The sequence below is a fragment of the Paenibacillus macerans genome, from assembly GCF_900454495.1.
GTDB classification, from domain to species: domain Bacteria; phylum Bacillota; class Bacilli; order Paenibacillales; family Paenibacillaceae; genus Fontibacillus; species Fontibacillus macerans.
Genome location: NZ_UGSI01000001.1, coordinates 2,274,039 through 2,286,381, shown reverse-complemented (window position 1 = coordinate 2,286,381; position 12,343 = coordinate 2,274,039). Strand labels below are relative to the sequence as shown.

General features: G+C 52.6%; 9 protein-coding genes. 7 read left to right on the top strand and 2 right to left on the bottom strand.

Annotated features, from left to right (window positions below):
• Nucleotides 1–380 precede the first annotated feature (380 nt).
• From DYE26_RS10260 to pgmB, 4 genes are all read left to right on the top strand, one after another.
• A complete protein-coding gene (locus DYE26_RS10260; protein ID WP_036623964.1) occupies nt 381–1,730 on the top strand; it encodes a glycoside-pentoside-hexuronide (GPH):cation symporter in 1,350 nt (449 codons plus the stop codon).
• A gap of 509 nt (nt 1,731–2,239) precedes the next feature.
• Nucleotides 2,240–3,790: a sulfatase family protein gene (locus DYE26_RS10255; RefSeq protein WP_036623963.1), complete on the top strand. Its 1,551-nt coding sequence runs from the start codon at nt 2,240–2,242 to the stop codon at nt 3,788–3,790.
• 37 nt (nt 3,791–3,827) lie between these two features.
• Complete coding sequence (locus DYE26_RS10250; protein ID WP_036623962.1) at nt 3,828–5,534, top strand: glycoside hydrolase family 3 protein; 1,707 nt, start codon at nt 3,828–3,830, stop codon at nt 5,532–5,534.
• Nucleotides 5,535–5,635: 101 nt separating this feature from the next.
• Nucleotides 5,636–6,277: a beta-phosphoglucomutase gene (pgmB, locus tag DYE26_RS10245; RefSeq protein ID WP_036623961.1), complete on the top strand. Its 642-nt coding sequence runs from the start codon at nt 5,636–5,638 to the stop codon at nt 6,275–6,277.
• Between the two features lie 24 nt (nt 6,278–6,301).
• Here pgmB and DYE26_RS10240 read toward each other — a convergent pair whose 3' ends face one another.
• Complete coding sequence (locus DYE26_RS10240) at nt 6,302–7,417, bottom strand: GerAB/ArcD/ProY family transporter (protein WP_036623960.1); 1,116 nt, start codon at nt 7,415–7,417, stop codon at nt 6,302–6,304.
• 190 nt (nt 7,418–7,607) lie between these two features.
• On the opposite strand from DYE26_RS10240, the gene DYE26_RS10235 reads away from it, so the two are divergent.
• From DYE26_RS10235 to DYE26_RS10225, 3 genes are read left to right on the top strand one after another with little or no spacing between them, the layout of a single operon-like run.
• Nucleotides 7,608–9,128: a spore germination protein gene (locus tag DYE26_RS10235; RefSeq protein WP_036623959.1), complete on the top strand. Its 1,521-nt coding sequence runs from the start codon at nt 7,608–7,610 to the stop codon at nt 9,126–9,128.
• A 3-nt stretch (nt 9,129–9,131) separates the two neighbouring features.
• Entirely contained in the window at nt 9,132–10,346 is a 1,215-nt protein-coding gene (locus tag DYE26_RS10230) for a Ger(x)C family spore germination protein (protein WP_036623958.1), read from the top strand.
• A 7-nt stretch (nt 10,347–10,353) separates the two neighbouring features.
• Nucleotides 10,354–10,587, top strand: coding sequence for a hypothetical protein (locus DYE26_RS10225; RefSeq protein WP_036623957.1), 234 nt, complete (start codon nt 10,354–10,356; stop codon nt 10,585–10,587).
• 401 nt (nt 10,588–10,988) lie between these two features.
• On the opposite strand, the gene DYE26_RS10220 is transcribed toward DYE26_RS10225, so the two are convergent.
• Nucleotides 10,989–12,179 (bottom strand): ROK family protein, encoded by a 1,191-nt coding sequence (locus DYE26_RS10220; RefSeq protein ID WP_036623956.1) that lies wholly within the window; start codon nt 12,177–12,179, stop codon nt 10,989–10,991.
• Between the last annotated feature and the right edge of the window lie 164 nt (nt 12,180–12,343).

Below are 12,343 nucleotides of genomic sequence, written 5' to 3'. Positions count from 1 at the left end.
TTATTATTCGGAGTCTGGCCTGTTCATCTCCATTAGCGGCATTTTATGTGCTTATTTTTATATGAATGGTCCAGAAGGCTAGTATTTCCTTGATATAGAGGAAACTAGCGGCATAAAATTACCTCTATTTTTCTCAAATGTATAGATATCGCCGGAATAACGCCATTTTATGTCTTTATTTTTTTCGCTGGAGTTTCTCAAGTTCCGCAAAAATCCGGCAACAAACAAAAAGATCGGTTAAGGACTTCGCTTGGGAATGGATGTAGAGTAAGGAAGGGCCAAGGCATGAAGGGTGATTCGGCAGAAAAGAGAACAGGCGGCCGCATGGTAACGAAAGCGCTTTACGGATAGGAATAAACCGCAACGGGAGGCAGTGACGAATGAAGGAGAAAAATCAGGTTTCATTAAAAGAAAGAATCAGCTACGGGTTGGGGGATACCGCGTCCAATCTTGTGTTTACTATCGTAACCACGTACCTTATGTTTTTCTATACCGATGTTTACGGCCTGAATGTGGCCGCGGTGGGCACCTTATTCTTGGTAGCCAGAATGATCGATGCATTGGACGGTCCGATTTTTGGGGTGTTGATCGACCGTACCAGCACCAAATGGGGGAAATCCAGACCTTATTTCCTCTGGCTTTCCATTCCGTTTGGGGTCGTCGCGATATTGACGTTCATGACCCCCGATTTAAGCGCGACGGGTAAAATCGTTTACGCGTATGCGACATACATCGCGTTGGGGATTTTGTATGCGGGCGTCAACATTCCGTTATCTTCGCTGCTGCCGAGCCTTACCAGCAATTCGCAGGAAAGAACCGTGGTCAATACGTACCGGATGGTCGGAGGCCAGACGGGCGCGTTCATCGTCAATGCCGCGGTGCTGCCTTTGGTCGCTTTTCTGGGCGGAGGCAACCAGCAGCAGGGCTTTCTCTATACCATGATTTTGTTTGCTGTGATCGGCGTCGGGCTCTTTTTCATCACGTTTGCAAATACGAAAGAGAGAGTCCAGTCCAACGGTAATAAGCCAATTCCTTTTAAAGAAGGCGTGAAAGCGCTGAAGGGAAATTGGCCTTGGTGGATTTTGCTTATCGTCAACGTGCTGCTGTTTATCTCTACGATCATGATGAACCAATCGACGATCTATTTTCTCAGATATAATCTGGGCCGCGCCGATTTGGTGCCGGTGCTGAACGGATTGTCGAGCTTGATGCTCGTCGGGATTATCGCGGTGCCGTTTATGGCCAAAAAACTCGGTAAACGGAACACGGTGCTCCTGGGATTCATTCTGGCCGTGGCGGGACAACTGATTATCTTTGCCGGCTCTGAGTTCCTTTCGGTTCCGCTCATGGTAATCGGAAGATCGCTGGCGAAGATTGGACTTGGCGTGGTGGCCGGCATTAAATTCGCGATGATCGCCGATACGGTCGATTACGGTGAATGGAAGACCGGCGTGCGCGCGCAAGGGCTGCTGATGGCGGCTTCCACCTTTGGCGTCAAATTCGGCATGGGGCTCGGGGGAGCGATCGCCGCCTGGATTATGTCGATGGGGGGATACGTTCCCAACCAGGCCCAGACGTCTTCCGCATTGCTCGCTCTTCAATTCAATTTCGTGTGGGTGCCGTTGATTTGCTTCGTGCTTTCCATCGTCCTCATGATGTTCTACCGGCTTGATCAACAAGAGGAGACGATGAAGGAGGAGCTTCAGAACAATCGGATCGTTACGGCTTAGGGCAGCGCTGATCGGCAGGTACGTAAAAAGGAAGCAAGGCATCTCTTCGGGGTGTCTTCTTCGCTTTTTAAAAGATGGGTGAGGGCCGCAAGGTTACGTTTGCGGAGGCTAAGGTGGCCGCGGTATTAGCGGTAAAAAAGGGCGTTATCCCCGGCAGAAAAGGGAGATCGGTCGATTTAGAGGGATTTTTTACCGCTATTTGTGGGCGATCAGGGCGAAAAGGCGCTTTCTCCGCGTATGGCAGGAAGATAGATACAAAAATTACCGCTATTTGTACGAGAGGACGGAAAATCGCAAAATAGCGCCATAAATTACCGCTATATCCGGCAAAGAGCTCCTCTACTCCCGCCCGGCAGAAAAATAGGGCAACAAACAAAAAGATCGGTTAAGGCGCCGCGGAGGGATTGCCTGTAGAGTAGAACATGTACGTATGTCGGGAATTTGGCTATGGAGGCCGTTTACAGTGAGTGTTTGCAATTCGTAAATTTCAACTTGGAGGAGATTGCCTTATGAGAGTCTTGTTTTTGGATCTGGATTCGACCAACCCGGAACATCTGGGCTGCTATGGTTATCATCGCAATACGTCGCCCAATATCGATAAAATCGCCGCCGAAGGCGTCCGTTTCACCAATTACTACACTTCGGACGCGCCTTGTGCGCCCTCCCGCACCGCGCTGATGAGCGGGCAGTTCGGAATTCGCAACGGCCTGGTCGGCCACGGCGGTACGGCGGGGGACATGAAGCTGGAAGGCGAGCAGCGGGAACTGATGGGCCGGCTGACCCGGGGCGGGGCGTTCCCGTCGTACCTGCAGCTGATCGGCGGACTCAGCACCACCTTGATCAGTCCTTTCCCGCAGCGCCACTCAACGTTCGCTTTTTATGCCGGATTCAACGAAATCATCAATACGGGGCATCTCGGGAACGAGTCCGCGGATGACGTAACGCCCGTGGCGCTGGAATGGATCGAACGGAATGCCCAAAAAGACGACTGGTTCCTGTACGTCAATTATTGGGACCAGCATACCCCTTACCGGACGCCGCTGGAATACGGAAATCCGTTCGAAGACGATCCGCTGCCGGAGTGGATGACGGAGGAGGTGCTGGAACGGCACAAGGACATGGTCGGTTCCCACAGTGCGCGGGAGCTCAACATTAATTTCAGAACCAAGAGCTACGATAATGCTACATCCCCCGATTTTCCGCGTCACCCCGGGGAAATTCTCGACATGGACGGCCTGAGAAAGATGGTCGACGGTTACGACTGCGGCATTCGTTATATGGACGACCATTTGGGCAAGCTGTTTGCGGCGCTGGAACAGCAGGGCGTGATGGAAGATTTGATCATCATGATTACCGCCGACCATGGCGAAAATATCGGCCAGCTCGGCATCTATGGCGAGCATGCCACTGCGGATCAGGGGACCTGCCGGATTCCGATGATCATCCGCTGGCCGGGCATGAAGCAGGGCCTCGTCGACGAGCGGCTGCATTACCATCTGGACCTGCTGCCGACGGTAGCTGAACTGCTTGGGGCAGACCCGATGCCGGATTGGGACGGCACCAGCTATGCGCCGGTCCTGCGGGACGGAACCGATTGCGGGCGGGATTACCTCGTGGTGTCGCAGTGCGCCCACGTAGTGCAGCGCAGCGTTCGTTTCGGTGATTGGATGTACATTCGCAGCTATCATGACGGTTACCACCTGTTTGACAAGGAGATGCTGTTCAACCTGCGGGAGGACCCGAACGAGCAGCGCAATGTTGCCGCCGAACACCGCGACGTTTGTATGGAGGCCGTTTATTTGCTGAACCAGTGGCATGACGAAATGATGGTCCGTTCGGGGGATGATCGCGATCCGTTGTGGACGGTGATGAAAGAAGGCGGGCCTTTCCATGCCAAAGGTTATTTGCCGGGATACTTGAAGCGGCTGGAGGAAACCGGAAGGGCCAGCCAGGCTGCGGAACTTGCGCGCAAGCATCCTCAGGAGTTTCCGCCGAAGCCGGCCAGTGACATCGAGAAGCTGGTTAGAAAGCGGCTCACGGAACAGATGGGCCCGCATTGATTCGTATCATCCATTTTATCGCTAGGAGCTGAACAACGTGGCCAACTTGAAAGCTAAACCATTTTATTTATCCGATGAAGATATCGCCTGGGTACAGCAGACGATCGCCGGCATGACGCTGGACGAGAAGGTCGGGCAGCTGTTTTGCCTGGTCGGCTATTCCGATGAAGAAGAATATTTGAAGCGGCTGGCGGCGGAATACAAGGCCGGGGGCTTGATGTGCCGGCCCATGGCTGCGAGCAGCATCGTAAACACGGTGCAAACACTGCAGCGAAGCGCCAAGATCCCTCTGCTGATCGCGGCCAATTTGGAGAAGGGCGGCTCCGGCATTGCCGAAGAGGGCACCACCGTCGGGTCGGTGATGCAGGTGGCCGCCACCGATGACGACGACATGGCCTACAAGCTCGGCGTCGTCTGCGGGCGCGAAGGCGCGGCGGTGGGCTGCAACTGGGCATTTGCGCCGATCATCGACATCGATTACAATTTCCGCAATCCGATTACCAATACGCGCACATTCGGCTCCGATCCGGAGCGGGTCCGCCGCATGGGCGTTCAATATGTCAAAGGCGTGCAGCAAAACGGGGTCGCGGCTTCCATCAAGCACTTCCCGGGCGACGGGGTCGACGAGCGCGACCAGCATCTGGTGGAAAGCATCAATTCCTTGTCCTGCGAAGAATGGGACGCCACCTACGGCGCGGTGTACCAAGCCTGCATCGAGGAAGGCGCGATGACGGTGATGGTCGGTCACATCCTGCAGCCGGCCTACAGCCGGAGGCTTAATCCGGCACTAAAAGATGAGGAGATTTTGCCGGCCTCTTTATCCTACGAATTGGTGACGAAGCTGCTGAAAGAACAGCTCGGCTTTAACGGTCTGGTGGTGACGGATGCTTCAACGATGGCGGGAATGATGATTTCGATGCCAAGATCGCAAGCCGTTCCGCGGGCAATCGCCGCGGGCTGCGATATGTTCCTGTTCTGCCGCAGTCTGGAAGAAGACTTCGGCTATATGAAACAGGGCATCGAGGACGGGATCATCACCGAAGAGCGCTTGAATGAAGCGTTGACCCGGATTTTGGGGCTGAAAGCGGCCTTGAAGCTGCACCGCAAACAAGCGGACGGCACGCTCGCGCCCAAGCTGGAGGAAGCGCTCAAGGTGCTGGGCGCGAAGGAACACCGGCAATGGTCGGTGGAGTGCGCGGATAAGGCGGTCACCTTGGTCAAAGAAGAACCCGGAGTGCTGCCGATTCATCCCGACAAATACAAACGCGTCCTTTTCTATGATATTGAATCCCAACAGGGAGTGGCGTACAGCGCGCGCGTCGGGGCCGCCGAACTGTTCAAGGAGAAGCTGAAGAACGAAGGCTTCGAGGTGACCACGTTCGAGGTGAATCCCGGGTTTGAAGGCATGATGTCGGCGCAAAGCGAAGTGCTCGGCAAATACGATCTGATCATCTACCTGGCCAATATGGTGACCAAAAGCAACCAAACGGTGGTGCGGATCGAATGGAAGCAGCCGATGGGGGCCAATGTGCCGACCTTTATGACCACCATTCCGACGCTATTCCTTTCGGTCGAGAATCCGTACCACCTGTTGGACGTGCCGCGGGTAAAAACCTATATTAACGCCTATAATTCGAACGACAATGTGCTGCAGGCGCTGCTCGACAAGCTGATGGGCCGGTCGGAGTTCAAAGGGACAAGCCCGGTCGATGCGTTCTGCGGATTGTGGGACGCCAGATTGTAAGCAGGATCAAGCTATCGCGACAGGAAGCTGCCGCAATTCGCTGCGGAGATGATAGAGCTGCAGGAATCAAGAGAGAAAGCGGAGCAAGAGGAGGGAGAAGCATGAATCGGCGGTATCAGGCGGTCATTTTTGATCTGGACGGGGTGATCGTCTCCACGGATCAATATCACTTTCAGGCGTGGTCCGAGCTGGCCCGGCAGGAGGAAATCGAATTTAACGAGCAAATCAATCACCGGCTGCGCGGCGTCAGCCGCATGGAAAGTTTGGAGATTATCTTAGAGAAAGCAAGCAAGCGTTATACGCCGGTGGAGAAGCTGGAGCTGGCCGAGCGGAAAAACGAGGTTTACCGCGGTTTGCTGGGCAACCTGACCGATGGTGACATGCTGCCGGGGGTGGCGGATACTCTGTCCGTTCTCCGCGAGCGGGGATACAAAATCGCTATCGGTTCGTCCAGCAAAAATACGCCGGTTATTTTGGAGCGGATCGGCTTGTCCGGTTATTTCGACGCGGTGGCGGACGGAAACGGGATCAAAAACAGCAAACCGGACCCGGAGGTGTTCCTGCTGGCGGCCGGCAAGCTGGGCGTTCCGCCCGCAGGCTGCCTTGTCGTTGAGGACGCGGAAGCGGGAATCATCGCGGCCAAACGCGGCGGCATGGCGGCAGCGGCCATCGGCGAGGCGCGAAGCTGCGTAGAAGCGGATTATTCGCTGGTGTCGATAGCGGACTTGTTGCTTTATGTTTAACGGCGGGGGATATGCCCCCTTCACTCACGTTTTTTGCTGCTGTAATCGGGCCCTGGATTTTCTGACATAATAAACAACCATCAGCAGCAAAGGGATCCCAAAGCCGATAGTAAAATCCCAGTCGACCCAATAGGCTGGGATTTTTTTAATGTAGAAAATAATATCTTTCGATACCAGCTGAGCACATCCAAATACGAGAAAACCAACCGGAAAAATCAAGGAACGGAAACTTTTCAGGTTAAACAGTTGAGCGGTACCAAGCGTAAAGGCATAGAAATATAGCGCCGTTTTGAAAAAGGTGGTGATTACCCACACAATGGCCATGAGCGCTTCGATTCTCTGCAGAAAATTGCCGATATTGATTTTTTGGGCCAGAATATAGGCGGCGTAAAATTGATGCTCGCTTAGATAAGCGCCCAGAACGGTAAGGGAAAGAAACAAAATCAGATTCAGGACGGCCGCTCCGATAATCATGGTGAGAAAGATATCCCGGTTGGTATTTTTGCTCTGCTTAACGTACGGATGCACCATCTGAAATACGATCATTTCGCCAAACGGATAACTGATGCCAAACAACACGGAGTGCAGCAATTTGGGCAAAGGCGTATTCATGATCGGGAACAGATTTTCCAGTTGGACCTGCGGAAGCAGCAGAAACATCAATGAAGCGAAAAACAGAATGAACAGCGGCAAAAATATTTCAGCTGCCCTGGCAAGCGTCTCGAGACCAAGGCGGAGGCCGTATATCACCAGGAACAGGGTCATGAAACGAAAAACGGCGCTTGGAGTCTTTTCAAAAATTTGCGTGCCCATGAAATCCTCGATTTCACGAATGTAGATGGCTGTTGCCATTAGAAAGAAAAACAAATAGAACAGGTTGACTGCAGTTCCGACCCACTTTCCTAATATTTTGTTAATTTTTTCGATGAGGTTCAACTGCGGATAAAAATAATGTACTTTGATCGGAATCGCTATGCAGGCAAGCCCCAGCAGCAAGCTGATTAAACTTGCGATCCAGGCGTCCTGATGCGAATCGGCTACCATGGTTAAGGGATAAATCAGCGCCATGTCGCCAACAAACACAAACAGGACAAGCACAATCAGTTGTCTTGAAGATAAGCGTCCTTTTTCCAAGCCCATGTTCCTATACATCCTTCCGCCTATGGCCTACTTTTCGACCCCGGTACGCGAATTTAAGCGCCAGTCTGTGCTAGTATGCCGGTAATGTATTGACAGTATGCCCTCTTTCTGGATTTTTCCGGAATAATAATGGCCGAATAGACCAAAATAAGCAAAAAACGCCTATTGGCGGAAAACCCGGGTGACGAGAGTGGATAAATCAATAAGCCTAAAAGGTCAATTGTCGACCCGCCTGCAGGAGAACGAAGCCCTGCTGCAACAAGCGCTTGGCGGGAGCACGGATCTGGTGAAAAAGAAGCTGATTCTAGGGACAAACATAGAGCTGGTCTTGTTTTTTATCGATGGACTGGTGGATACCGGCACCCTTCACAATTCCATCCTTTACTCGCTGACCGAGCGGGGATTCTCCGAATTTGATGAACCGGAAAAGATGGATGCCGAGCAAAAGCTGCAACTTCTCAAGGATTGCATTTTGATGGCTGGAGATATAAAGGAAATCGCCGATTACGATAAGCTGCTTCATGATCTTTTATCGGGATGCATCATACTGCTGCTGGAGGGAGCGAATACCGCGCTGCGGATCGCGCTTCCCGGCTGGGAGGACCGCAATGTCGGAGAACCCAGCTCACAGACGGTTTTACGCGGGCCGATGGAGGGTTTTACCGAACGTTTGCGCACCAACACGGCGCTGATCCGGCGGAAAATCAAGGATAGCCATCTATGGCTCGAGACGTTTCAAATCGGCAAGGCAACCCAGACCGATGTGGCCATTATGTATCTCAACAACGTTGTCAATGCGGAAATCGTGGCTGAAGTAAAGCGGCGTCTGGCCAAGATCGACACGGACAGTATTTTGGAAAGCGGCTATATCGAAGAATTCATTCAGGACACGGCCATTACCCCGTTTCCCACGATCTATAATTCCGATCGCCCCGATACGATCGCGGCGGGAATTTTGGAAGGAAAAGTGGCCATCCTGGTGGACGGGACGCCGTTTGTTCTGCTTGTTCCCTCCTTCTTCTTGAATTTCTTCCAATCCGCAGAGGATTATTATCAGCGGGCGGATATCGCCACTTTGCTGAGATTCATCCGCTATTTGTCATTTTTTATCGCAATGCTGGCTCCAGCGCTCTATGTGGCCATTACTACGTATCACCAGGAAATGATTCCGACCACCCTTGTGATCAGCCTGGCCGCGCAAAGGGAGGCGGTGCCTTTTCCGGCTTTCGTCGAAGCGATGCTCATGGAGGTCATCTATGAAGTTTTACGCGAGGCTGGCGTAAGAATACCGAAGAACATCGGCCAGGCCATTTCCATTGTCGGGACCCTGGTTATCGGACAAGCGGCCGTAGAGGCGGGGTTTATCTCATCCGCCATGGTCATCATTGTGTCCGTTACGGCGATCTCCAGTTTTGTGATTCCGGAGACGGGGATGTCCATCGCCGCCCGGATCATCCGTTTTGTCCTGATGGCGCTGGGGGCGTTTATGGGATTGTACGGCATTTTGTTCGGCATTTTTATCATCGTGCTGCATTTGGCCGGGCTGCGGTCTTTCGGCATGCCTTATATGAGTCCGCTTGGACCTTATATTCAAAGCGATTTGAAGGATTCCGTGTTCCGCTTTCCTTGGCCGAAGTTAACAACGAGACCCAAGCAAACTGGGCCAGTCGACCTGAAGCGGCAAGGACAAACCGGAGGGGAGGAACCGTAAGCCATGATGCGAACGCTGAAATCAACCCTGTGCGGGTTCCTGCTGATCATTTTGCTGCCTGCTTTGCTGAGCGGTTGTTGGGAAAGGAAAGAACTCAATGAGCTGGCTTTTGTCCTGGGGTACGGATTGGATAAGGAAGGAGACCAATTTAAAGTAACGATGCAGGTGGTTATTCCTTCGGAGATCGCCACATCCACCACCGCAAAGGGAGGCGGAACGCCGGTCACCGTTTACGATTTTAAAGTCAAGACCATTTACGAAGCCTTGCATGAATTCACTTTAGCGAGCTCCCGGTCAAGTTACTTGGGGCATATCCGCGTATTGGTGCTTGGCGAGGAGTTGGCCCGGGACGGCATCGGCAAGGTGCTGGATGTCATTCTAAGAAGCCGTGAGCCACGGTCGGATTTCTATATCATGGTAGCGCGGGATGCCCAGGCTTCCGAAGTGCTGCAGTTTTTGACGCCGCTGGACAAATTGCCGGCCAACCGGCTGTTTTATTCCTTGCAGAAATCGTCCAAGGCAACCGCCAGAACCACGCCCGTTACCATTGACAAACTGGTTGACCGTTTGGTAGCCGAGGGGAGAAACGTCGCGCTGTCGGGCATCGAGATTGTTGGCGACCGTTCTGTGGACGGGGATGCGAAAAACCTGAAAAGCACGAGGCCCAAAGCAAGCTTGCTGCTTCGCGGCCTCGGCGTGTTTAGAAAGGACAAGCTGCTCGGATGGCTCAACGAAATGGAAACGATAGGTTATAACTATATCATGGGTGAAGTCAGCGGGAGTGCCGGTCCGGTCATGGGGGAGGACGGGCAACCCATCGTGATGGAGGTGCTCCGATCTTCAACCAAACGCAAGGTCAAAATCATCGGCGGGGAGCCGCATATTTATATTACCGTCCGGGCTACAGTCAATGTTGAGAGCACACAGAGCACGGATCGGCTGGATGACGACCGGGTGATCAGAGAATTGGAGAAAAAGTCGGAACAACGGATCATTTACCTCATGGAAAATGCGGCCGATCATATTATTGAGAAATACAATTCCGATATTTTGGGGTTTGGCCAACTGATTTACCAATCCCATCCGAAGGTGTGGGAGAAGCTGAAGGATCAGCGGGAAACTTACCTGAAAACGCTGCCCGTTCATTATCAAGCTTCCGTACATATCAACCGGATTGGCACCATCGATAAATCATTTCAGGATGACATAAAGGGGTGAGGGCCAAATGAAGGACTTTCTGGCGGTGCTGCTGGTTGCCGCATGCTGTATAGCGATTGATCTGCCTTCCTTGGCCCGCTCCCGCCGATTCGGCCAGCTTGCCGTCTTCATCCTGCTCTGGATCGCCGGCATTTCGGCAACACTTTGCACTGTATTCAAGGTGCAGGTTCCCAGCCCGCTTTATTTCATCATTTGGTTATATACGCCTGTCAATGATTTGTTTCAGCGTATGTTAGGATGAAACTTTTCGCGAGCTAGTAGACGATTCTGGAAATAACGTTAGCTTGATGGCAAGTAAAGACTTGAGAAAACGGAAAAATGGCCTATTGAAGATCTCGGGTGACAACATAAAGGAAAAAAAGGGCGCTATTTCCGCGACATCCCCTATGTTGCGTAAAATAGAGGAATTTTATGGCGCTATTTTCACGATTTAGTGGCAAAAGGCCGCCTTTCGACCTGTTCATCGAAAAATAAGACCCAAAAGTTCCCCTATGGTGATGAATGGGCCCAAATTCGAAAAATAAGCCCCTAAAGTTCCGCTATTTCATGGGGCTGATACTGTGCACAAGACTAATACAGTAGAACAAAGCGATCCATAGCCCCCGTCCGCAGATAAGCCATATTGTTTTCCGGATCATTCTACTAGTTTCCTTCCCACTCCTGCAGCATCATCACGGCCGCCCCGGTGGCCACGGCCTCCTCAAGCAGCAGACCTTGTGTGAACACCGGGCTATACTCGGGATAATGGTAGGTGTTTTTCTTGGCGATCTCCAGCGCGGTATCGAATACGAGCGGGCTGGCGCTGACGAGCGGGCCGCCCAAAATGACGTATTCGGGATGAAGCGCATTGATCAGGTTGGCCAGTCCAATCCCCAGATAAGCGGCTGTCTCCATAAACTGCTCTTTAACCAGCGGATCGTCTTGCGCCAGGGCGTCAACCAGTGTGGCAAAGTTGACCTGATCCGGCAAAATGCCGGAGAGCAGGCTGCCGCGTCCGATTTTTAGCTGGGTGCGCACCCGTTCCTCCAGCGCCGGCACCGACACGAAAGCCTCCAATGCCCCGTAATTGCCTTTTTCCCGCAGCCTTGGCCCATTGGCCTGGATGATCATCTGGCCGATCGCCCCTTCGGTATCCACGGCCCCGCGCAGAATCTGGCCGTCGGACATCGCGGCCGACCGGATGTTAACGCCGGAGTGAACGTAAAGGGCATGCTGGATGTTTTCAGTCCGCAGCGCCCAATGCTCGCCGATTAACGCGGTGTTTGCGCCATTGTCGAGTTTCGCCGGAAACTCCAGCCGCTCCGCAAGCATTTCGCAAATCGGCACATTGCTCCAGGAGGGGGCGGGGAAAAATTCCGGTTCAAGGATGATTCCTTTTCTTTGGTCCAGCGGACCGACCGCTCCGATTCCCATGCCCAAGACGTCGCCGGGCGAGATGCCGTGCTTGGTCAGGAACTCCCGGGCGCTGTTCACAACGTGATCGACAAACAGCTCGGGCGTCATCTGTTCGTCCATTTTCCAACGGGTCAGGGACAAGGTGTTGATATGCATATCGTAAAGTCCCAGCGTGGAATAAATACGGGAGATTTCCAAGCCGAACAGATAGCGGTACGTCGGATTGGTTTGAAATAAAATCGGCTTTCTTCCGCCGGTGGAGTTGCCGAGTCCGGAGACGATGACCAGCCCCTGGGAGGTCATCTCTTCAAGCAAGCGCGTCATGCTGCTGCTCGTGAGCGAAAAGTGGTTTAACAAATCGGCTTTGGAGACGGTCCCGAGGTAGGAAATCCGGTCGTAAACCTGTTTTTTTATCGAAGGATTGGAATGAGTAATCATAACGTACGTTTCTCCATTTCCAAGTTAATTAGTCGGGATATTAAAAGTATAACGGCAACGTCGTGTTATTTCCAGTTAATTTCATCAGAATAATCAACATAATTTCTGTTTGAAATTATGTTTGGAAAAATCCACGATTCGGGAGTTGCGAATTGCCTGAATTT

Bases quoted from the DNA above. Each gene is read 5' to 3' on its own strand.
- DYE26_RS10255 (WP_036623963.1), top strand. From the start codon at position 2,240: ATGAGAGTCTTGTTTTTGGATCTGGATTCGACCAACCCGGAACATCTG.
- DYE26_RS10240 (WP_036623960.1), bottom strand. From the start codon at position 7,417: ATGGGCTTGGAAAAAGGACGCTTATCTTCAAGACAACTGATTGTGCTT.
- DYE26_RS10260 (WP_036623964.1), top strand. From the start codon at position 381: ATGAAGGAGAAAAATCAGGTTTCATTAAAAGAAAGAATCAGCTACGGG.
- DYE26_RS10225 (WP_036623957.1), top strand. From the start codon at position 10,354: ATGAAGGACTTTCTGGCGGTGCTGCTGGTTGCCGCATGCTGTATAGCG.
- DYE26_RS10220 (WP_036623956.1), bottom strand. From the start codon at position 12,179: ATGATTACTCATTCCAATCCTTCGATAAAAAAACAGGTTTACGACCGG.
- DYE26_RS10230 (WP_036623958.1), top strand. From the start codon at position 9,132: ATGATGCGAACGCTGAAATCAACCCTGTGCGGGTTCCTGCTGATCATT.
- pgmB (WP_036623961.1), top strand. From the start codon at position 5,636: ATGAATCGGCGGTATCAGGCGGTCATTTTTGATCTGGACGGGGTGATC.